Raw genomic sequence first — 22,353 nt, 5'->3', positions numbered from 1 at the left:
AACAGAGGTGCCGGAATTACCAGAAGTTGAAACGGTCCGTAAAGGACTTGAAAAACTTGTTTTGAATAAAACGATCGAATCGGTCGAGATCCTGTGGCCGCGAATCATCGAAAGTCCTGAAGTGCCGATCTTTTCGGCGCTTTTGAAAGGGCAACGCTTTGAAAAATTCGAACGACGCGGAAAGTTTCTGATTTTTAAATTGACAGATTATGATTTGATCTCACATTTGCGAATGGAAGGCAAGTATGAATATTTTGAGTCAGAACCAATTGTTGATAAACATACACATGTCATTTTCCATTTTACAGATGGCAGTCAGTTAAATTATCATGATGTAAGAAAATTTGGTCGTATGACCTTAGTGGATAAAGACCAAAGCGCAGCCTATAAAGGGATCATGCAATTAGGTCCTGAGCCTAAGCCTGAATTGTTTTTATTAGAAGCATTTGAACAAGGATTGAAGCGGTCTAAAAAAGCCATCAAACCGTTATTGCTTGACCAAAAGCTCGTTACTGGTTTGGGCAATATTTATGTAGATGAGGCGCTGTGGCAAGCGAAAATCCATCCAGAGCAACCAGCGGATTCATTAATGCCAACTGAAGTAGATGTGCTGCATGAAGCAATTATCGATGTCTTAGAACGAGCTGTTGAAGCAGGCGGAACCACCATTCGTACCTATCTCAATGCACTAGGAGAAGCCGGGAAATTCCAAATGTCATTAAATGTCTATGGCCAGACGGGCAATCCTTGTGGCAGATGCGGTACACCAATCGTCAAGATCAAAGTTGCCCAACGGGGGACACATTTTTGTCCTCAGTGCCAAAAATTGCATGTGAGGTCCAGCAAATGAGTTTTGTCTTAGGAGTCACGGGGGGGATTGCCACCGGAAAAAGTACCGCAGTCGCGCATTTTCGATCACTGGGTTTACCGATTATTGATGCTGATATCATCGCAAGAGAAGTCGTTGAACCGAATACGGAGGGCTTGCAGGCGGTGACGCAAGCCTTTGGTCCGCAGATTTTGACCGATGATGGACACCTAGATCGGCAAACCCTTGGTGCTTTGATTTTTAACGATCCAGAGAAACGCCGGATACTGAATCAGACGTTATCTCCTTTTATTCGACAAGAGATTTTGTCTCAGATCGAAGAAAAAAAGCAGGAAGTGCCATTGTTGATCGTTGACATTCCTTTGCTTTATGAAGCCGACTATGACCAATACATGGATCAAACCGCAGTCATTTATGTGCCAGAAGCCATTCAAAAAGAGCGGTTGATGGCACGCAATCAGTTGACTGAGCAAGAAGCGCAACAGCGAATCGACAGTCAGCTGTCAATTGAGAAAAAGAAACAACGGGCCGATATTGTCTTTGACAATCAAGGAACGATCGCCCAACTCAATCAGCAGATCGATGATTGGTTTGCATCTATAAACAAATAGATAAAGCAGCAGGTTCCCTTTCACCAAAGGAAACCTGCTGTCTTTTTTTGTACAACAGCAAATCTTCGTAATCCTACAAAGAACTATCGTTTCTGAAAAAAGTTGACTTGTGGCAAAAATCATTGTGTGTCTAATGTTTACCATGCATTGATGCGTACCTCTTACTTGGGTGTCACAATGATTCGGTCACCTGTGAAGGGGTGAAGAAGGATCGGCTGATCATAAAAAGTAGTGAGAACCTCCTCAGTAAAAATGGCCTCTCGTTTACCTGCAGCATGGACCTTGCCGTTTTTTAGCATCAGCAAATGAGTGAAAATCGGTAGCAACTCTTCTGTATGATGGGTAACGTAAAGAATGGTGGGTGTATTTGTCAGCTTTGAAAAAGCCTCCAATCGTGCTAACAGTTCTTCTCGCGCAAATAAATCAAGACCCGTACAAGGTTCGTCCAAAATCAGGATCTCTGGTTGTGCCATCATGGCACGTGCAATCATGACAAATTGTTTTTCTCCTTGAGAAAGGACGTGATAGGAACGATGGATCAGATGAGTCAGACCCAAGTCAGCCAAAAGCGCTTTTGCTTGGTCTAATTGGTTTTCATCATAAGTTTCATAAAGACCAATACTGGAATAAAGCCCAGATAGAACGATCTCTTCAGTAAGATCTCGTCCATAAAATTTATTTTGTAAAGCGGAACTAACCCAACCGATGCGCCGTTGAAGATCCGGGACAGATGTTTTGCCATATCGTTCACCTAGGACTGTTCGTTGACCAGAAGAAGGCCATAAGGTTCCTGTTATCAGTTGCAATAGTAAGCTTTTGCCTGCGCCATTCAGGCCTAAAATCGCCCAATGTTCATTTTTTTTCACTTGCCAATTGATAGTTTCTAATAAAAATTGCTGGTTGCGAATGAATGAAACCTGTTGAAAATCAAGGACTGTCATCGATAATTGAACCTAATTAGGTTCTTCACCTCCATTTATAAGAATATTCAGAAAATAATACCTGCTATTATAACACATCCTTCCAAATTTCGCTGGTCGGTTGGTATCGCATTCATATCTTTTGTCAGAATTCAGAATGCTTGTTATGATGAAACTATACAGGAGGGATGAAAACTATGGGTACTTTTAAAGACGAAAAAGATGTGATCGTTGGCAAGGCTAAAGAAAAAATCGGTGAATGGACCAATAATGAAGAACTTGCCCATTCTGGGAAAGAACAAGCACACGAAGGACAGATCAAGAAAGAGCACGATCAAAAAAGAGTCAACGAATTAGAAGATCAAAATGACGAGCGCGATGCCCGCAATGATCGAACTACCCCAGAAAATGTCAGCAGTGAAGAATTGTTGCGAGCCGAAAATCCTGATGCCAATAAAATTTCTTCTGCCGATCGTCGAGATGCAGACCAGCTGAAACATTATACTGGAATTGAAGATAAATTATAACTGAACACGGATGCCTTCGTCTTCTAGACGAGGCATTTTTTGGTTAACCAGAGTGGATGAAGAGTCAAGAGACTACTGCTCAGTTGACAATTGCTCAACATCTCATTATAATCCATTAAGATCGCATAGCGAGAAGCAGAGAAATTGGGAGGTGGTCATCAAATGCTTATTTATGCATTGTGTACGACTGTCAAGAAAGTAGAACAGCCGCGAGAATAAATGAGAAAATAGAAAGAAGGCTTTTCAATGATTGAACCTTACCAATTTCATGCGATTAAACACCAAGTATACCAATTAGTACGAACGTATCAATCGGTCAATGATCCTCGAACGATCAAAACGGTTGAAACGATGACAAAAGACGCCATAGAACAATTTTTTCCTGAAGAAGAAACCGCACCCCGAGCCATTTTAACTGCTTTCTTCCAACCAGGAATGACGATCAGCCGGAGTAACGAGCTGTTAGCTGAACTTAAAGAATACGTTCGCCCCTTTCAGGTGCCGACAACGAAGCAAATTGAAAAAATGTTTCGGAAAGTAAAAAAACTGAAAGTACCTGATTTTGCTTCCGTGGATTTGAAGGAAACCACTTATCTTGCCTGGGATGATATCGGTAGTCAAAGTAAGTTTATGATCATAGCCACTGAACAAGGGTTTACAGGGCTTCACGGTCATGTGTCAACGGAAGTCAAAAAAGGAATTTGTCCCTTGTGCCAGCAGGAAGGAAATGTGTCAATGTTTCTTTCTTTGACCAAGAGCAACGGCGATGGGACGTATACGAAACGCGGAAATTATATTTGCCGTGATAGTCAACAGTGTAATCAGCAGTTGGAGCAGCCGGAGAATTTGCATGAGTTTGTTTCTTTGCTGCAAATGAAAGATAAATAACGAAATGAAACGGCAGAAAGATTTCTGTCGTTTTTTTACATTGAAAAAAACAACAGTTATAACATTATTTAAATTTTGTATTAAATGAACAGAATAAACCACTTTGGCTATTGTACCAATGGATTTCATGTTATAATTAATCATAGAAATCGATGACTTTACGTGAAAACGTAAGCGCATAAGAGAGAAAATGAGGTGGAACTATGCAATGTCCAAAATGTCATCATAACAATTCGAGGGTAGTTGATAGTCGACAAGCCGATGATGGACGTGTGATTCGCCGTCGTCGTGAATGCGAAAATTGCGGCTATCGCTTTACAACATTTGAACGTATTGAAGAGGCACCCCTTCTTGTAATCAAGAAAAATGGTGCCCGTGAAGAATTTAACCGAGAAAAAATTTTACGGGGCTTGATTCGTTCTGCTGAAAAACGACCAGTGACAATGGATCAGATGGAAACGATCGTCGATCATGTTGAAAGCCGTGTTCGTGCTCTTGGAGAAAACGAAATTTCAACTACGCAAATTGGTGAATATGTGATGGAAGATTTAGTTGATTTAGATGAGATCGCGTATATTCGTTTCGCCAGTGTGTATCGGCAATTTAAAGACATGTCAGTTTTCTTAAAAGAACTGCAAGACATTGTCGAGAAAGCGAAAGAACCACAAGAATAGAGGGGGACAGCAAGTGGGCAATAGTTTACCGAATCAAACGTACAAAGTGTTTAAAAGCCGTCCACTTACAACGGAAGGAAAAGACGCCCTCATTTATTTGTATCAACCAATTATTGAAAGTGATGCTTTAGCATTGTATTTGACACTCGCAAGTGATGTCCAAGCCCAAACCTTTTATGGTGAGGAGGCGATAACGACGGTGCATTTAGATATCTTGAATGCCATGAATGCCGGAATGCCTCGCTTCATAAAAGCCAAGCAAAACTTAGAGGGCATCGGCTTGCTAAAGTCGTATGAGAAAGCAGATGCTCAAAACGGGTGCTCGTATCTGTATTGGTTGCAAGAACCGGTTCATCCAGCAGCGTTTTTTCAAGATGAATTGTATGCTTATCTTTTGTTGGAAAGAGTCGGGGAGCGTAAATTTAATCAACTGGTCAAGCTGTATCAACCAAAACAATGTTCTTTAACCGATTATCAGGAAGTGACTCAATCCTTCTCAGCCGCTTATGGGTTAAATACCGCTCGTTTTGCTTCCCAGGAAGAAACGCTACAGGCAGTCAGTGATTCTTTTCAGGAAACCAATGCGAACTTGGTGCTTGACGAAAAGCAGTTGGATTGGGACTTTCTTTTATATGAAGCGCAGCGCCGGTATATCCGTGCCGCTAATTTCACGCCAAGTTTTCGACAAAAGTTAGTTCTATACCATTCTTTATACGGCTATGATGTGTTGGAATTGTTGGATTTGATGGCGGACAATGTTTCTTTGACAACAGGCGAGATCGATCAGAAGAAGCTGGAGCAAGCGATCATGAAAAAATCGCGGCAGACCTTCACGAAAACAACAAAAAGGGAAGATCCTCAAGCAGAAAGCCAATTACGCCGCTTCAATACACTAAAGCAGAATGGTTTTTCAGAAAATGATGTATTATTGATTCAAGAAAGTGAAAACAATGCGCCAATCGCCTTTTTAAAAGCGATCAAAGCGGAGAAAAACAGTTTTATGACAGATTCAGAACAATGGTTGATCAAAAGCCTTGTCGAACGATCACCATTACCGAATAGTGTGATCAATGTTTTGGTTCATTACGTTTTGGTAGTCCAAAACAACGCCGCTTTGTCAGGAAATTATGTAAATAATATTGCCGCTCAGTGGTCAGAATTAAAAATCGGTACGGCAGAAGATGCGATCAAACATGTCCGGAGTCTTGTTCGAAGTGCCAAGGAAAAGCGCAGCCGACCACAAACCAACGGAAAAAAAATCATTCGCGAAGAAAAGCTGCCTTCTTGGGCTGAAAAACCAGTGGAAGAGACAGCATTAACACCAGAGCGACAAGCAGAATTAGATAAAAAACTGCAAAACTACTTGCATAAGAAAGCTGGTGACAAGTAATGGAAGATGTAGGGAAAAACTTAGGAAAACTATTGGATAAACGCAATTACCGTGATCAGTTTTCAGCAATGATGGCAGAGGTTTTACAAGATCCTGATGTTAAAGCGTTTATTGCCGAAAATGAAGAGGTATTGACCGAAGCAGATATTCAAAAAAGCTATGCGAAACTGTATGAGTTCGTCCAAGAAAAGCGGAAATTCCGCATCAATGATCCATCCATGATCGCACCGGGCTATGAGCCGCGCTTAGCGTTAAATTTTCATTTTATTGACGTCACCTATGTACCAACGAAAGAACTACTGGCATATCAGAAGCAAGAAGAGATCCGCAGTCGCATCAAAGCGATGGATATGCCTAAAGATATACAAGAAGCAAGTTTTGCAGATTATCAGCAAACGCCTGGCCGAATGGAGGCCATCGCAGCTGCCGTTGATTTTATTAGTGAGTTGACAGCCAATCCACAGGAGTTTCATAAAGGACTGTACTTTGTGGGGAGTTTTGGGATCGGAAAAACCTATCTGCTTGGCGCGATCGCCAGAGATTTAGCGGAGGCAGGCTATACGACGACATTGGTTCACTTCCCGACATTTGCAGTAGAGATGAAACAAGCAATCGGCAAAGATCAGGTGGGGGATAAGCTGAATGCAGTGAAAAAAGCCCCAATCTTAATGATGGATGATATCGGTGCGGATGCGATGAGTAGTTGGATTCGTGATGAAGTCTTCGGTGTGATTCTGCAATACCGAATGCAAGAGCAACTCCCGACGTTCTTCACCTCGAATTTTACCATGCATGAGTTGGAAGAGCATCTTTCGGTAACGCAACGCGGCGAATCCGAACCATTGAAAGCCAAACGTATTATGGAGCGTATTCGTTACTTGACACAAGAGATCCAAATGACGGGCAAAAATCGACGAAATGATGCCTAAAAAATGACCATTACTGGAGGAAGAAGATGATGAAAAAACAACTGATTCTAGGCTTGTCCTTAGCAACAGTGCTGCTGCTAACGGCTTGTGGCAGTCCCGAAAACAACAATGCATCAAGTGGCGATAACACGCCTTCTGAATCAAGTGAGAATGCTAGTTCCGTCGCCAATAGTTCTTCAGAGAGCGAAACAGCGACGGTTTTTACTGGTATTATCCAAGAAGATGCCCAAGCAGGTTCGGATGATACCTTTCAATTATTTTTGAAAGACGTAGCGGCAGTTGAAGATGAGGATCAAGTCGTCCAAAGTTTTCAAAATGATGGGGTCATTCTCCATGTCCCTGTCGAGGCCTATTCAGGAGAGATCGAGGAGTTAGTTGAAGGAGACAAAGTCCAAGTGTCGCTGCAAGGCGTCCCGATCATGACGATGTCGATCCCACCGCAAATTCCCGGTAACTCGATTCAAAAGGTTGAATTAGTGAACGATTAATGCAATGTGCGCCTTGGCAATGGCACCACAGTCAAGACGCACATTTTTTTCTATTTATGGAAAGCGTGTTATACTACCAAAGAAGGAGTGACAATATGAACGAACATGCATTATCGGATCGTTTGGCTTGCGTGGGCGAACAAATTCCCGACCAAGCACGTATCGCCGACATCGGCTCCGACCATGCTTATTTACCTGTGGCATTGATGCTGCAGAACAAAATCACTTATGCTGTAGCTGGAGAAGTCGTTCAAGGACCTTATGATTCTGCCAGTAAACAAGTACGTAAAAACGGGCTCACAGAGAAGATCGTGGTGCGCTTAGCAGACGGATTGGACGCTGTTCAGCCAGCAGATGAAATCGACACGGTTGTTGTTGCTGGAATGGGCGGCACACTGATACGTTCGATTTTAGAAGAAGGAAGCCGGAAAAATCGCTTAGCGGGGGTCAAACGTTTGGTCTTACAACCGAATGTTGGCGAAAGGACCTTGCGAGAATGGCTTGTTGATCACAATTTTACGATCATTCATGAAGTGCTGTTAGAAGAAAATGATAAAAATTATGAAATCATCGTTGCGGAAACTGGAAAAGCGACGTACACGACCCAGCAATTATTTTTTGGTCCTTTTTTATTAAAAGAAAAAAATCCAGTTTTCCTAAAAAAATGGCAGCATGAATTGAACCAGCGTCAACGAGTGGTCAAAGAGTTAGAGAAAGCCAAAGAACCACCTGCTGAGAAAATGAATGAATTGAAGGAACAAATCGAATGGATCAAGGAGGTGTTGGCATGATTTCTGGTCAAGAATTTATCAAACGCTTTGAAGCATACTGCCCGTTATGGTTGGCAGAAGAAGGCGATCCTGTTGGTCTACATGTTGGCACATTAAACAAACCCCTCGAGCGAGTCATGATGACTCTTGATGTACGTCCAGAAGTGGTGGCAGAAGCCATCGAGAAAAAGATCGACTTGATCATTGCCAAACACCCACCGATCTTTCGGCCTTTGAACCGCTTGCTGGCAGATGATCCGCAACAAAAGATGTTGATGGATCTCGTCAAGCATGATATCGCCGTTTACGCTGCCCACACCAATATGGATATTATTGAAGATGGTTTGAACGATTGGTTTTGTGAACTATTAGAAGTTGAACCCGACACGTATTTGAAGCAAACCCATCAAGTAAAAATGAAGAAACTAGCTGTTTTTACCCCTGTTGAATCGGCACCAGCGTTACGAAAGGCATTAGGTAAAGCTGGCGCCGGTCAGCAAGGAAATTATCAAAATACCAGCTATTCCTTGATTGGCACCGGTCGCTTTACGCCGCAACAAGCTGCTCATCCAGCGATTGGTGAGATTGGAAAAGAAGAACAGGTGCAAGAAGCGAAAATCGAAGTCATTTTTCCAGAAACGATCGAGAAAAAGGTGCTTTCGGCAATGATCGCCGCGCATCCATATGAAGAGCCGGCTTATGATCTGTATGCCTTAGACAATTTGCCGAAGACTTATGGGATCGGGCGGGTTGGTAACCTTGCTGAACCTCTTTCCCTTGATCAGTTTGTTGCACGTGTCAAAGAACGCTTTGGTTTGTCTGCTTTACGCCTCGTCAGCTTTCCTGATGCACCTGAAAAAATTCAGCGAATCGCCATTTGCGGCGGCAGTGGCCAATCCTTTTATTCGGATGCCTTACACCATCAAGCGGATGTCTACATCACTGGCGATATCAGTTACCATTTCGCCCATGACATGCAAGCCAATGGGTTGATTGGGATCGATCCAGGGCATAACATCGAAAAGGAATGTATTCCTCGGTTTATTGAGAAATTCAACCAGTGGAAAGCAGAAGAGAACTGGGCTGTGACCTTTGTTCCTTCCACCACTTCAACAAATCCATTTGACTATAGATAGGAGAATTATTTATGTACGAAAATTTATTGCCTCGCTTTTTGAACTATGTAAAAACAGAAACCCGTTCGGATGCGACAAGCACGACAACACCTTCCACCGAAACACAGGTCGCTTTTGCCAAAGAACTGCAAAAAGAACTAGAAGAATTAGGATTAAGCGATGTTCACTACAACGAATCCAATGGTTTCGTGATTGGGACATTGCCAAGTAACTTGGATCATGACGTACGCTCCATTGGATTTATCGCCCATATGGATACGGCCGATTTTAATGCAGAAAATGTTGATCCGCAGATCATCGAAAATTACGATGGCGAATCGACCATTAAATTAGATAAAGAAGGAAAATACACATTAAACACAAAAGATTTTCCGAATTTAAAAAATTATGCTGGCGAAACCTTGATCACTACTGATGGTACCACTTTATTAGGTTCTGACGATAAATCTGGTATTGCAGAAATCATGACAGCTATGGAAATCTTACTTAAAAACCCAACGATCAAACATGGGGAAATCAAAGTCGCTTTTGGCCCTGATGAAGAAATTGGTGTTGGTGCAGATAAGTTCGATGTTGAAGATTTCAATGTTGATTTTGCCTATACAATGGATGGCGGTCCAGTAGGAGAATTGCAATATGAAACCTTTAATGCGGCGCAAGCTGAAATCACGATCCAAGGAAAAAATGTCCACCCAGGAACTGCGAAGGACACCATGATCAACGCTTTGCAACTAGCAGTCGATTTTCAAAATGCGCTACCGGCTGATGAAGTTCCTGAGAAAACCGAAGGGACAGAAGGGTTCTTCCATTTGATGAGTCTCAGCGGCTCAGTAGAAGAAGCGAAAATGGCATACATTATTCGAGACCATGACCGGACCCGTTTTGAAGAAAGAAAAGAACAATTATTAGCGGTTCAAGAAAGCTTGAATGCCCGCTTTGATGAACCGCGAGTGCACGTTCATCTATATGATCAATACTACAACATGAAAGAAATCATCGAAAAAGATATGAGTATCATTGATTTAGCAAAAGATGCGATGGAAGCAGTGGGAATCACTCCAGTAACAGAACCTGTTCGTGGTGGGACCGATGGGTCGAAAATCTCCTATCTAGGGATTCCAACACCGAATATCTTTGCTGGTGGAGAAAACATGCACGGTCGTTATGAGTTCGTCTCGCTACAATCAATGATGAAGGCGACCGATGTGATCGTGAAAATCGCCGAACTGAATGCTCAAGCATAAACGTTGCTTTTGATTTGATGGAATAAATGAAAAACTCTTGGGCTGGGAACTCTTCACGCAGGTCTTGCGTAAGACCCGGCCTTTTTAGGATGTGAATAGGATGAAAATTCTCGTTTTATACAATGATACAGCGGGGAAAAGTGAAGCAAAAGAAACAGCAGAAAAATTCCAAGCCTATGTGAAAGAACAAGGCGAAGAGCATCAAGCGTTCTTGCAGGCCTCAAATCCAGACGTGGATCCAAAAGACGTTCGAGAGGCTGCCAAAAAACACGCAGTCGATACGATTGTGATCATCGGCGGAGATGGCACGATCCATCATGGGCTGCAAACCTTCAAAGAAAAGCTGGATGAGCTGAAGATCGGGATCATTCCTGGAGGAACGGTAAATAATTTCGCTCGAATGTTGGGTATACCAGTCAAGCCAGAAGAAGCGTTTGAGAATGTTTTAACAGGGGGTGAACGTCCGATCGATTATGGGATGGTCAATGATCAAGTAATGATCTCGACGATGACCATTGGTCTTCTGGCAGATACCGCCGCCGCAACTTCCCAAGAAGAAAAACAGCAGTATGGGCCGTTAGCGTTTATGAAACGGTTCATTCATCTGTTGATCAAAAAGAAACAATACAAATTAGAAGTTATTGCTGACGAACGGAAATGGCAGGGGAAAAGTCAATTACTGACGATCGTCATGTCGAATTCAGCAGGTGGGTTTAAGAACTTTGATGAAGAAGCAAAACCTGATGACGGGTTGTTTCATGTCATTCTTTTGCCAAAACTGAATATTTTACGGTTTATTTTGTATCTACCAAGAATTATTCGTGGTAGAATTGCCAAAGTACCAAGTGTTGAATATTTCACTGCCGCAAAGGTCTCAATAAAGGCCAAAGAAAAAACGGTTCATACTCGAACCGATGGCGACCCAACGGATGATCTGCCGATTGAGATGAAAGTCATCAAACATGGGTTGACGATGCTGGTACCTGAGGAAGCAAAAGAATCAAAATAATGGTCCCTACGATCAATCATATGGAGGAAATGGATGAATGCACTGATTTACAATCCATTGTGGTTTTATTTAATTGCAGTCAATCTTTATCTTTTCTGTCTGATGGGGTATGATAAATATCAGGCAGTGAAACAAGGTTGGCGGGTTCCCGAAGCAAATCTCCTTTTTATGGGGGCGATTGGCGGCGGATTAGGCGGTTTAATTGCGCAACGCGTATTTCGCCACAAAACAAGAAAGAAGAAGTTTCACCTCTTTTTTGCTTTTGGCACCGTTTTTGCTATCCTGCTGATGGTCTTTTTTGCATAAATTCGGTATAACAAGCAAGGAGTTAATATGAAAACTAAAGTGAAGTTCGCCCTTAATTTACTTTTACTAGTAGGGATTCTGGGTGTGATGTATTTTTTTGTCCGTAACTCGATGATGGATATTTTGGCGGGGCTAAGAGAGACCAGCTTTCTCGTCGTCTTATTAGTTATGGGACTTGGCACATTGTACCTGGTGATCGAAGGACGGACAGTGAAAGAGATCGCTGTGACGTTTCAACCGGAATTTACTACTAAGGCAGGCTTTTTAACGGTTTGTTACAGTGGTTTTTACCGGATCGTGACGTTTGGGGCGGGCACCTTGATCTCAGAGGTGAATTTTTATCGTAAAAATGGTTTGCAATTGTCACAAGGGGTTGGTGTCACCACCTTACACATGGTGATGTATAAGTTTGCCATATTGACATATGCAATCGCTGGGTTGATTATTCAATTCTCGCTATTCTATGACAATGCGCCGAATATGATTTGGGTAATTTTGGTGGGGATCGTACTCGTCTTTTTGATCATTGCCGCTTTATTGGCACTTTCTGTCAGTATCAACATTCAAGTCTTTTTTGTGATCATCAGCAATAAGCTGTTCAAAAGTGCAACGTTAAGAGGGATCGTTGACAAATGCAACACCCAGATCTATTCTTTGCGAGAAACGGTCAATGCAATCATTACCGACCGCACCGCTTTCTTGCGCATCTACCTTTGGAATCTTTTGAAGATGCTACCTTGGTATGTGATTCCTTATGTGATTCTTGTTGTGCAGCATCCAGAGATCGATTTCTTGTTGACGTTATCCTTCATCAGCTTTGCCGTCGTCTTGTCCGGGGTGATTCCAACACCGGCAGGGATCGGATCATTTGAATTTATTTATATGCTGCTTTTTGGTCCATTAGTTGGCACGGTCGATGCTGCGTCTTCCATGCTACTGTACCGCTTAGCAACATTCATTTGGCCCTTCATTATTGGTTTTGCTTATGTAATGAAAGAAAAGCGCAAAGATATCAGCCAAGAGTTGACTGAATTAAGAAAAGAAAAAGTGGAAAGTTAAAAACACGCTTATCTTCGAGTAGAGGATAAGCGTGTTTTTTAGTCTTTCAAATCAATGATCCGATCAACAAAGGGTTCATAAAATTCAGCTTCATGGGAAACGATCAGAACGGTTCCGGGAAAAGCTGCCAGGGTTTCTTCCAAATTGTTTTTCGTGTCTTGATCGATATGGTTGGTCGGTTCATCAAGAATCAAAAAGTTGCTTTTGATCAACATCATTTCAGCTAACTTCACTTTTGTCTGTTCGCCACCACTTAATAATTTCAATTCTTCCTGGGCTAATTGGCTAGGTAATCCCGCCCGAGAAAGTTGCCGCCGCAATTCTTTGTTAGTGGCCTTTGGGAAAAGATCCTCAAGGTATTGAAGAGGGGTCTGCAAGGGATATTCCCAGTCAAGGTCTTGAGAAAAGTAATTGAATTTTGTATGCTGCGGGTAAGAAACGGTTCCTTCAATTGCAGGGATCACACCAAGTATCGTTTTGATCAATGTTGATTTACCGATCCCATTAAATCCCCGAATCGCATTTTTTTCGCCATAGCGGATCGTTAGGTTGATTGGGGAGAGTAAGGGCTTTTGATCGTACCCAATGACTAGATTGGTGGTTTCCAAGGCCAAGGTGGTAACGATTGGTGCCAAATCAAATCCTAGATGCGGTTTAGGGACATCTTGCGGTGGGGTCAAACGTTCAATTTTTGCCAACTGCTTTTCACGACTCTTCGCCATCGTTGAACGAGAACCAGCTTTGTATTTACGAATATAGCTTTCAGTTTTCTTGATATGCTCTTGCTGTGCTTCGTATTGCTTCATGTAGCTTTCGTTTTGCAACGTTTTTAGTTTTAATGCTTTGTCTAAATTCCCAGTATACTTAGAAAGCTTGCCAAATTCAATATCAATGATATGGGTCGTGATTTCATTCAAGAATTGACGATCATGAGAAACGACTAAGTAGGTACCAGTAAAGTTTTGTAAAAATTCAACTAACCATTTGATATGTTCATCATCTAGGTGGTTGGTTGGTTCATCCAAAATCAGCATGTCGGGTTTTTCTAAGAGCATTTTCGCTAAAATCAGTTTCGAGCGTTGACCACCACTTAAGGAAGCAAGGGGCGTATCCATTCCAAGAACCGAAATTCCTAACCCTTCAGCTAAATCATCGATCAATGTATCCATTTGATAGAAATTTCCTTGATCCAATTGATTTTGCAATTCGCCCGCTTTTTCTAAAAGCTTATCGTCGAGACTTTCGCCATAAGCAGTATAAAGGTCTGCGATCTGTTGTTCTTTTTCGAAGTCTTCTGCAAAGGCAGAGCGCAAAAAATCACGGATCGATTGCGTTTCATCAACATTGACGTATTGATCCAAGTAGCCCATTTTCAAATTTTTCGGAAATTGAACAAAGCCATCGTCGGGGAGAATTTCTCCTGTAATGATTTTGATTAAAGTACTTTTGCCAGCGCCGTTCCGTCCAATCAAACCGACTTTTTCCCCACGGTTGATTTGAACGGAAACATCTTCGTAAAGCAATTTGTCGCCAAATTGTTGGCTAATATTCGTTAATGTTAACATCGTTTCCTCCATATAAAAAAGCTGTAAACAGTAGACGTTACAGCTAAGTAGATAATCTTACTGAATAAAATACGCCAAAAAGCGCTTAAAAAGATCGGGAAAATCGGTTGTTCCTGACCAATCACGACCTAGCATACCATTGCTACTTCCCATCTGTCAATTTTCATGAAATAATACTGAAAAAATTTTTGATGTTCGAGGGAAATCTTTTGACCATTACTGACCAATATTGTATAATAGAAGAGTAGAAAAAAGGATACTGCTTGCAGCGTACTTTTTTCTGACTACCATTTTGGGAGGGAAAAGTATGAACCCAGAAAAAATGACGACTACATTACAAAGTGCTATCGCTGAAGCCCAGCAGATTGCCATGACCCGTCACCATCAAGAAATTGATATTCCGCATTTATGGAAGATTTTATTGCAAGCCAATCAATTCGGCCGCAATTTTTATACGGACACAGGGCTCGATGTCGATGCATTTGAAAAAGAAGTCGACCGATTATTAGATGAACTGCCTTCCGTTGAAGGAGGAAATGTTCGTTATGGTCAATCCATGAGTCAAAATCTGTTTCATCTTTTGTCTGAGGCAGATCAATTAAAAAATGAATTTCAAGACGAGTATCTTTCCACAGAAATCGTCCTTTATGCGTTGATGAAATTGAAAAATCATCCCTTGACGGTGTATTTAAAGAAACAAGGAATCACCGCAAAAGAAATCAAGCAAACGATCGAAACATTAAGAGGAGGGGATCGTGTGACCTCACAAAATCAAGAAGAACAATACAAAGCATTAGAAAAATACGGCGTTGACTTGGTCCAACAAGTCCGCAGCGGAAAAATGGACCCCATTATCGGACGAGACGAAGAAATTCGCGATGTGATTCGCATCCTTTCTCGGAAGACAAAAAACAATCCCGTTTTGATTGGTGAACCGGGGGTTGGTAAAACAGCCATCGTTGAAGGATTGGCTCAACGGATCGTGCGAAAAGACGTCCCAGAAAACCTAAAAGACAAAACGATCTTTTCTCTGGATATGGGTGCCTTGATCGCAGGTGCTAAATTCCGAGGTGAATTTGAAGAGCGTTTGAAAGCCGTCTTACAAGAAGTGAAAAAAGCCGATGGCAGGATCATTCTCTTTATTGATGAGATCCACAATATTGTAGGTGCTGGTAAGACGGAAGGCAGCATGGATGCTGGAAACTTACTGAAACCAATGCTGGCACGGGGAGAATTGCATACGATTGGCGCAACCACTCTTGATGAATACCGACAATACATGGAGAAGGACAAAGCCTTGGAACGTCGTTTCCAAAAAGTGCTGGTACAGGAACCAACCGTTCAAGATACGATTTCGATTTTACGTGGCTTGAAAGAACGGTTCGAGATCCATCATGGCGTCAACATACATGACAACGCGCTTGTTGCTGCGGCGACCTTATCTGATCGGTATATCACGGACCGCTTTTTACCAGATAAAGCCATTGACTTGATCGATGAGGCGAGTGCCACAATTCGGGTGGAAATGAATTCGATGCCTACTGAGCTCGACCAAGTTACCCGTCGTTTGATGCAACTTGAGATCGAAGAAGCCGCATTGAAAAAGGAATCCGATGATGCATCGAAAAAACGCTTAGGCATTTTACAAGAAGAATTGGCGGAATTGCGTGAAGAAGTCAATACCATGAAAATGCAGTGGGAAACGGAAAAAGAAGAAGTCAATGCAGTTTCCAACAAACGGGCAGAGATCGATAAAGCCAAGCATGAGTTGGAAGATGCTGAAAATAACTATGATTTGGAACGGGCCGCTGTTCTTCGCCATGGGACGATTCCCCAATTGGAAAAAGAACTAGCTGAACTAGAAGAAAAAAACCAAGACGAAGGCATTCGGATGGTTCAAGAGTCAGTGACCGAAAATGAGATCGCCTTAGTCGTGGGACGTTTGACAGGGATTCCAGTCGCTAAATTAGTGGAAGGCGAACGAGAAAAACTGTTGAAATTAAATGAGACCTTACATCAACGAGTGATCGGACAAGACGAAGCAGTCGATGCTGTCAGTGATGCAGTTATTCGTTCACGAGCTGGCCTGCAAGATCCAAATCGACCATTAGGTTCCTTCTTGTTCTTAGGTCCGACCGGCGTCGGTAAGACCGAATTAGCGAAAGCGTTGGCGGTCAACCTCTTTGATTCAGAAGAGCATATGGTTCGGATCGATATGAGCGAATACATGGAGAAACATTCAGTGTCTCGTTTAGTCGGTGCCCCTCCAGGCTATGTAGGGTTTGAAGAAGGTGGGCAATTGACTGAAGCTGTCCGCCGCAATCCTTACACGATCGTTTTGTTAGATGAAATCGAAAAAGCCCATCCTGATGTCTTTAATATCTTGTTACAAGTGCTTGATGATGGCCGCTTGACAGATTCAAAAGGTCGGGTCGTTGATTTCAAAAATACAGTCTTGATCATGACCAGCAACATCGGCTCTCAAGTCTTGCTAGATGGCGTGACCGCAGAAGGGACGATCCCAGAAAACGTTGCTGAAAATGTCCGTAATCTCTTGAGAGGGCATTTCAAACCAGAATTCTTAAATCGGATCGACGATACGATTTTATTCACACCGCTTAGTCTAAACGATGTGACAGGCATCGTCGACAAGATCATCGCACAGCTTTCACAACGACTGGAAGTCCAAGATATACTGTTGACGATCACTGAAGAAGCCAAACGCTGGATCGCTGAAAATGCTTATGAGCCAGCGTATGGTGCGCGTCCTCTCCGTCGGTTTATCACGAGAGAAGTCGAAACCCCATTGGCAAAAGAAATCGTTGCTGGCAGAGTCTTACCAAAGACCCAAGTCACGATCGAATTATTGAACGATCAGCTGGTTTTTGAAAATACGCCAATTACCGAAGAATAAAAAGATAAAAAATGGATAAATGCAAAACGATGGTTGCCGTTTAAGTGGCAGCCATCGTTTTTTTGTCGCTCAATATATGACAAAAAAGTTCTCCTTGCTTGTTGTTTGGAGGAAATTCGCACTTCGATTATACTGTTCTTATGGAGTAGGAGAGGAATGAAAAGATGAATACTTTTTTTGAAACGTTGAATGAGCGGAAAGGGGAATTGCTAACAGCTGTCTTTGAGCATTTGTCATTGTCGATCATTGCGCTGCTGGTCGCGATCGTTATTGCTTTCCCGTTAGCCATTTGGCTGGTTAATCATAAACGGGCAGCGGAAGTCGGCCTACAAATAACGAGTGTGTTACAAACGATTCCATCACTGGCACTGTTAGGTTTATTGATTCCATTCGTGGGGATCGGAACGCCACCTGCGTTGATCGCACTAGTTATTTATGCGTTATTGCCGATCTTTCAAAATACCTATATTGGCCTTTCGGAGATCGATCCATCAATCGAAGAAGCTGCGGCGGCATTTGGTATGTCTCGGATGCGCCGATTGATCAAAGTCGAATTGCCGATTGCCTTGCCTGTCATAATTTCGGGGATTCGCACGGCGTTGGTCTTAATCATCGGAACAGCGACCTTAGCCGCTCTGATTGGCGCTGGTGGGCTAGGTTCCTTTATTTTGTTGGGGATCGATCGGAATGCCCCTGAATTAACGCTGATCGGTGCGATCGGGTCTGCTTTACTGGCTATTATTTTCAGTACGTTGATCCGATATCTACAACACCTGAAACCGCGCTATACCTTGATTACGCTGGCAGCCATCATCTTGCTGATTGGCGGCGTTTCTTTTTCACAGAGCGGATTTTTCGCGCCGAAAACCATTACCATCGCAGGGAAACTAGGGTCTGAACCTGATATCTTGATCAACATGTACAAAGAATTGATTGAACAAGAAGACCCTGATGCCCAAGTTGAACTAGAGCCAAATTTCGGAAAGACCTCATTCTTATTCAGTGCATTAGACAATGGCCAAGTTGATATTTATCCGGAGTTTACCGGTACCGTGTTGGAGAGCTTAGTTGAGGTACCAGAAGAGCTTGCGAGTCAAAACCTTGACTCCGACGAAACCTATACCGAAGCAGTTAATCTATTGAAGGATCAGTTTGAGATGACCTTGCTTCAGCCGATGGCGTATCAAAATACCTATGCGTTGGCTGTGAAAAAAGAATTTGCTGAGGAAAATGGACTAAACACGATCTCTGATTTGAAGAAAATCGAAAATCAAATCAAAGCCGGCTTCACCCTCGAATTCATTGATCGGACGGACGGTTATGCGGGCATCCAAGAACGCTATGGGCTAGATTTTCCAAGTGTCCAAAGTATGGAACCAGCATTGCGTTATCAAGCCATCAATAATGGCGATATCAATCTACTGGATGCCTATTCCACGGACAGTGAATTGCGTCAATATGGCTTAGTTATTCTAGAAGACGATCAAGAACTATTTCCACCTTATCAAGGAGCGCCTTTGATGAAAGAAGCCTTTGCCAAGGAACATCCAGAAGTCGTCCGTGCATTGGAAAAGTTGGCAGGGAAAATCACTGAAGAACAAATGAGTGAAATGAATTATCAGGTCAATGTCGAAGGAAAAAATCCAGCAGAAGTCGCGCGTACCTTCCTGATAGACGAAGGATTAATTGAGGAGGGACAAGAATGACACCAATTATTGAATTTAAAAACGTCAGTAAAAAGTTTGATCAAAAACTAGTGATCGATCAGTTAGATCTGAGCATCAATAAAGGGGAAATCTTTGTTTTGGTCGGTCCTTCTGGGAGTGGGAAAACGACGACTTTGAAGATGATCAACGCGTTGTCAGAACCGACAGATGGTGATATTTACTTCAAAGAAAAACGGATCAAAGAATACAATATTCAAAAAATGCGTTGGCAAATGGGGTATGTTCTCCAACAAATCGCTCTGTTTCCGACGATGGATGTCAAACAAAATATCGAAGTGATCCCAGAGATGTTAGGGTGGTCAAAAAAAGATCGCTCAGAAGCCGTGGATCGTTTGCTGACACAGGTCAAACTTGACCCAGAGCAATACCGCCATCGAATGCCTAAAGAGTTGTCAGGAGGAGAACAGCAACGGATCGGGATCTTAAGAGCGTTAGCTGCTAACCCAGAAATTATTCTGATGGACGAACCCTTTAGTGCTCTTGATCCAATTTCTCGTAATTCCTTGCAGGAGTTAGTCCTTGATCTGCACCAAGAACTTGGGACGACGATTATTTTTGTCACGCATAACATGAAAGAAGCGGTAAAATTAGGTACACGCATTGCTGTCATGAATCAAGGGAAGATCGTCCAATGTGATACACCGGAAGTGATTGTCTCGCAACCAAAAACTGCTTTTGTGAAAAGCTTTTTTGAAGAGACCGGTGAAGACGAAGCAAAACTGGTCACAGCAGGGGATTTGATGCGGATGAACTTTTTCAGCGATGAAGTCAACCCTGGGGCTCCTCAAATCGCTGCATCTACTACTTTAAATGAGTTGTATACCTTATTTGCAACTCATGACACGGTAGTGATTGAAGAAGAGCAGAAACTGGTTGGAAGTCTAAGTCGAAAAGATGTGTTTGCATTCTTGAGTCGTGATCGAACGTAAAAGGTTCTTTATGGCCACTAGATATGTCATATTTTTTTAAAAATCGATGATTTCTCTTGCTCAATGTAAAAATTCCACGTAAGATTGAGGAAGATATCTTTTGTCAGAATGCCAGAAACTAGCTTTGATAATGACAAAAGATGCAGTAAAGGAGCGAAAGAGCAGCTATGGTAAAAATCCTAAAAGAGAATTGGTTACTGCTTTTCTTTATCGTCGCCGTGGTTCTCATCCGTCTGTTTGTCCTGACGCCTGTTCAAGTCAGTGGCCATTCTATGGACCCGACTTTGGCCGATAAACAGCGGCTGATTGCATCAAAAATTTCTTCATATGACCGGCAAGATATCGTGATCTGCGTTGAACCAGATGATCCAAGCAAAATCGCTGTCAAGCGGCTGATTGGTTTACCCGGTGATACCATCGAAATGAAAGATGATGTCTTAACAATCAATGGAGAAGTATACGAAGAACCCTATTTAGATGATTTTAAAGAAAAATTTGCGGACGATCAATTACAAGATGAATATTCTTATCGCGAAATGTTTCAGCAAATCGCCGCTGGTGCCGAACACTTTACCGATGATTTCACGGTAACGGTTCCTGAAGGCAGCTATTTTGTGATGGGAGACAATCGTTTGATCTCTCGGGACAGTCGCAGTTTCGGAGTTGTAACGGAAGATCAAATGGAAGGGAAAGTGCTGCTGCGCTTTTGGCCATTGAATCAAATCAAACTTTTCTAACCAAAAAAAACATTCTTACCAATGCAGCGAAAACGCCGCAACTGGTAAGAATGTTTTTTAGATCACCCAAGCGACAAAGGCAACCATTGAGAAGAACATTGTCCAAACCGCAATAATAGCTGATGCAATAAAAATAATTTTGATTGATAAAGGTTGGACAAATTTCCGGGCATCTTTAGAGAACGCATAGGTGATCGATGAAAAAATCAAGCAGCATAAAATGAAAAACACTGTTAGGACCATAAGCCTCTCCTTTACTGACGCAATGTCAAATGAATAATGTAATTATAACAGACCAAGGTTTTTTGGGGAAATAAAAATGATTAAACGAGGGAATTTTTTTAGATTGTAAACGTTTTATTAGTTTCTACACACGATAGGAACCCTTGGTATACAGTGAATCAGCAAAAACAAGAGCTACCATTTAAGTATTTTTATAAATTTTTCTTTATCAATAAAAGAACAACAGAAAAAAGCTGGTTGAAAAACGATGCTTTTCAACCGGCTTTTAAAGGTAGACTATGATAATTTCTGAATCCGATAACTTTCAAAGTAATCAGGTTTGCCTCGTCCTTGTACGTAAGCGATCACGCCCATTAGAGCAGCACCAATCGTGTTGGTCAGTAAATCGCCCATCGTATCCATCAATGCTTCACGGCCGATAAACGGTGTGCCATCTAAAGTTGCATAACGTTGGAGATTCATTCCACCAACGGAATCGCAGATGAATTCCCAAAACTCCCAGAAAACACCACATAAGCCAGCAAAAGCAAAGCCCATTAATAAAAATAACCATGGAGAAACTTTTGAAACGGGGACTTCTTTTAGTAAGAGACAGATCAATCCATAGCCAACAGCCGTCAAGACCATAGGACTCACCGCATGTAGAATTTTATCCCAGAAAGCAATGGTTTCAATCAAATGCAGAATCGTCCCCATAAATACAGAGATCAGCAAGAAAAACCAATAAAAGTAGACGGTGGCATTTGGTAGCTGGATTTTTAAGAACTTTTTACTCATTTCTGGGACGAAAATCAATAAAATCCCAAGCAATGCTTGACCTAAGAAAATCAATCCTTGTGTTTGCGGATAGACCCCACGGAAAAATTCCCACGAAGAAAAACAAAACACGAGAATACCAAAAATAGTGAATACCTTTTGCAGTCGCTGATAAGTTTGTCCCATTTAGTTGTCCTCCGAAAGATAGTCGGCTAAGCCAGCTAAAAGGTCTGCTTCAGAGGAATAAATCTCACCATTTAGTTTGATCAAACCCACCGTATAAAGATTGACATAGTGGAATTGGTTTTCCGCAACGGTTTGTAATGCTGCCAGCTTTTGCTGATTGTCGGCTCCTTGTTGGCGACTATCTGTATAAAGCCCTAAAACAGGAATGCCTTTTGCATAGGCGACACCGATCTCAGAGGCAACCCCAGCATCGATGGTCAAACCATCCAGTAATGCGATCATCAAATCACTTTCCAGTACTTTTTCGGTATCTGCCAAAGCGATCATTTTGCTATCCGCATAGGCGGATTTATCATTGATCGCGGCATTTTCTTGAGGTAAATAAATCTCCAGCTGCGGATACTGCTGGCGAATCGACGCAACAAGTTCGGCGTTGTAGCGCAGGTCACTAGCAGCAAACAGGGGAGCAGCAAAATATAGTTTCATTCAAAAACACTCCTTAATCATTCATAGTTG

At 42.2% G+C, this 22,353-nt stretch carries 23 protein-coding genes; 18 read left to right on the top strand and 5 right to left on the bottom strand.

Annotated features, from left to right (window positions below):
- Window positions 1-7: 7 nt before the first annotated feature.
- Together mutM and coaE are read left to right on the top strand one after the other, a co-directional pair.
- On the top strand, window positions 8-850 hold the full coding sequence (gene mutM / locus ENLAB_RS01080) for a DNA-formamidopyrimidine glycosylase (protein ID WP_096742756.1): 843 nt from the start codon (window positions 8-10) through the stop codon (window positions 848-850).
- Window positions 847-1,440: a dephospho-CoA kinase gene (gene coaE, locus ENLAB_RS01075; protein WP_086292322.1), complete on the top strand. Its 594-nt coding sequence runs from the start codon at window positions 847-849 to the stop codon at window positions 1,438-1,440. The genes mutM and coaE overlap by 4 nt, the downstream gene beginning before the upstream one ends.
- Window positions 1,441-1,601: 161 nt before the next feature.
- On the opposite strand, the gene ENLAB_RS01070 is transcribed toward coaE, so the two are convergent.
- Window positions 1,602-2,381 carry an ABC transporter ATP-binding protein gene (locus ENLAB_RS01070; protein WP_077454523.1) on the bottom strand — a complete coding sequence of 260 codons (780 nt, stop codon included), beginning with the start codon at window positions 2,379-2,381 and terminating at the stop codon, window positions 1,602-1,604.
- A 176-nt stretch (window positions 2,382-2,557) separates the two neighbouring features.
- Here ENLAB_RS01070 and ENLAB_RS01065 point away from each other — a divergent pair, with 176 nt between their 5' ends.
- The 12 genes from ENLAB_RS01065 to ENLAB_RS01010 all read left to right on the top strand — a co-directional run bounded on the left by ENLAB_RS01065 (window position 2,558) and on the right by ENLAB_RS01010 (window position 12,780).
- Window positions 2,558-2,887 (top strand): hypothetical protein, encoded by a 330-nt coding sequence (locus ENLAB_RS01065; RefSeq protein WP_008380072.1) that lies wholly within the window; start codon window positions 2,558-2,560, stop codon window positions 2,885-2,887.
- A 246-nt stretch (window positions 2,888-3,133) separates the two neighbouring features.
- Window positions 3,134-3,775, top strand: a complete 642-nt coding sequence (locus tag ENLAB_RS01060; RefSeq protein WP_244352236.1) for a FusB/FusC family EF-G-binding protein — start codon at window positions 3,134-3,136, stop codon at window positions 3,773-3,775.
- A gap of 203 nt (window positions 3,776-3,978) precedes the next feature.
- Window positions 3,979-4,449, top strand: a complete 471-nt coding sequence (nrdR, locus tag ENLAB_RS01055) for a transcriptional regulator NrdR (protein ID WP_005226004.1) — start codon at window positions 3,979-3,981, stop codon at window positions 4,447-4,449.
- Window positions 4,450-4,462: 13 nt separating this feature from the next.
- On the top strand, window positions 4,463-5,839 hold the full coding sequence (locus tag ENLAB_RS01050) for a replication initiation and membrane attachment family protein (RefSeq protein WP_140964790.1): 1,377 nt from the start codon (window positions 4,463-4,465) through the stop codon (window positions 5,837-5,839).
- Window positions 5,839-6,768: a primosomal protein DnaI gene (dnaI, locus tag ENLAB_RS01045; RefSeq protein ID WP_077454520.1), complete on the top strand. Its 930-nt coding sequence runs from the start codon at window positions 5,839-5,841 to the stop codon at window positions 6,766-6,768. The genes ENLAB_RS01050 and dnaI overlap by 1 nt, the downstream gene beginning before the upstream one ends.
- A gap of 26 nt (window positions 6,769-6,794) precedes the next feature.
- Window positions 6,795-7,256 (top strand): hypothetical protein, encoded by a 462-nt coding sequence (locus ENLAB_RS01040; RefSeq protein ID WP_077454519.1) that lies wholly within the window; start codon window positions 6,795-6,797, stop codon window positions 7,254-7,256.
- A 95-nt stretch (window positions 7,257-7,351) separates the two neighbouring features.
- Window positions 7,352-8,047, top strand: coding sequence for a tRNA (adenine(22)-N(1))-methyltransferase (locus ENLAB_RS01035; protein WP_244352234.1), 696 nt, complete (start codon window positions 7,352-7,354; stop codon window positions 8,045-8,047).
- Window positions 8,044-9,162, top strand: a complete 1,119-nt coding sequence (locus ENLAB_RS01030) for a Nif3-like dinuclear metal center hexameric protein (protein WP_279612837.1) — start codon at window positions 8,044-8,046, stop codon at window positions 9,160-9,162. The genes ENLAB_RS01035 and ENLAB_RS01030 overlap by 4 nt, the downstream gene beginning before the upstream one ends.
- A gap of 11 nt (window positions 9,163-9,173) precedes the next feature.
- Entirely contained in the window at window positions 9,174-10,406 is a 1,233-nt protein-coding gene (gene pepT, locus ENLAB_RS01025) for a peptidase T (protein ID WP_244352232.1), read from the top strand.
- 100 nt (window positions 10,407-10,506) lie between these two features.
- Window positions 10,507-11,415 (top strand): diacylglycerol/lipid kinase family protein, encoded by a 909-nt coding sequence (locus ENLAB_RS01020; protein ID WP_244352231.1) that lies wholly within the window; start codon window positions 10,507-10,509, stop codon window positions 11,413-11,415.
- Window positions 11,416-11,448: 33 nt separating this feature from the next.
- Complete coding sequence (locus tag ENLAB_RS01015; protein ID WP_005235800.1) at window positions 11,449-11,721, top strand: DUF1294 domain-containing protein; 273 nt, start codon at window positions 11,449-11,451, stop codon at window positions 11,719-11,721.
- A 27-nt stretch (window positions 11,722-11,748) separates the two neighbouring features.
- A complete protein-coding gene (locus ENLAB_RS01010; protein ID WP_081118567.1) occupies window positions 11,749-12,780 on the top strand; it encodes a lysylphosphatidylglycerol synthase transmembrane domain-containing protein in 1,032 nt (343 codons plus the stop codon).
- 38 nt (window positions 12,781-12,818) lie between these two features.
- On the opposite strand, the gene ENLAB_RS01005 is transcribed toward ENLAB_RS01010, so the two are convergent.
- A complete protein-coding gene (locus ENLAB_RS01005; RefSeq protein ID WP_233618905.1) occupies window positions 12,819-14,345 on the bottom strand; it encodes an ABC-F family ATP-binding cassette domain-containing protein in 1,527 nt (508 codons plus the stop codon).
- Between the two features lie 307 nt (window positions 14,346-14,652).
- Here ENLAB_RS01005 and clpB point away from each other — a divergent pair, with 307 nt between their 5' ends.
- From clpB to lepB, 4 genes are all read left to right on the top strand, one after another.
- Window positions 14,653-17,259, top strand: a complete 2,607-nt coding sequence (clpB, locus tag ENLAB_RS01000) for an ATP-dependent chaperone ClpB (protein ID WP_096742745.1) — start codon at window positions 14,653-14,655, stop codon at window positions 17,257-17,259.
- A gap of 164 nt (window positions 17,260-17,423) precedes the next feature.
- The gene (locus ENLAB_RS00995) at window positions 17,424-18,965 is read left to right on the top strand and encodes an ABC transporter permease/substrate-binding protein (protein WP_244352230.1); all 1,542 of its coding nucleotides are present in this window, start codon (window positions 17,424-17,426) and stop codon (window positions 18,963-18,965) included.
- On the top strand, window positions 18,962-19,915 hold the full coding sequence (locus tag ENLAB_RS00990) for an ABC transporter ATP-binding protein (protein ID WP_081118564.1): 954 nt from the start codon (window positions 18,962-18,964) through the stop codon (window positions 19,913-19,915). The genes ENLAB_RS00995 and ENLAB_RS00990 overlap by 4 nt, the downstream gene beginning before the upstream one ends.
- A gap of 167 nt (window positions 19,916-20,082) precedes the next feature.
- Window positions 20,083-20,652: a signal peptidase I gene (lepB, locus tag ENLAB_RS00985; RefSeq protein WP_008380056.1), complete on the top strand. Its 570-nt coding sequence runs from the start codon at window positions 20,083-20,085 to the stop codon at window positions 20,650-20,652.
- Window positions 20,653-20,709: 57 nt separating this feature from the next.
- On the opposite strand, the gene ENLAB_RS00980 is transcribed toward lepB, so the two are convergent.
- The 3 genes from ENLAB_RS00980 to ENLAB_RS00970 form a co-directional block, all read right to left on the bottom strand.
- Window positions 20,710-20,895 (bottom strand): hypothetical protein, encoded by a 186-nt coding sequence (locus ENLAB_RS00980; RefSeq protein ID WP_005226019.1) that lies wholly within the window; start codon window positions 20,893-20,895, stop codon window positions 20,710-20,712.
- Between the two features lie 276 nt (window positions 20,896-21,171).
- Window positions 21,172-21,837 carry a DUF2238 domain-containing protein gene (locus ENLAB_RS00975; protein WP_140965657.1) on the bottom strand — a complete coding sequence of 222 codons (666 nt, stop codon included), beginning with the start codon at window positions 21,835-21,837 and terminating at the stop codon, window positions 21,172-21,174.
- A complete protein-coding gene (locus ENLAB_RS00970) occupies window positions 21,838-22,323 on the bottom strand; it encodes a nucleoside 2-deoxyribosyltransferase (RefSeq protein WP_140965656.1) in 486 nt (161 codons plus the stop codon).
- Between the last annotated feature and the right edge of the window lie 30 nt (window positions 22,324-22,353).

This window comes from Enterococcus innesii (assembly GCF_022846515.1).
GTDB classification, from domain to species: domain Bacteria; phylum Bacillota; class Bacilli; order Lactobacillales; family Enterococcaceae; genus Enterococcus_D; species Enterococcus_D innesii.
The sequence above is the reverse complement of the archived record's forward strand: the minus strand, read 5'-3'. Positions and strand labels throughout refer to the sequence as shown.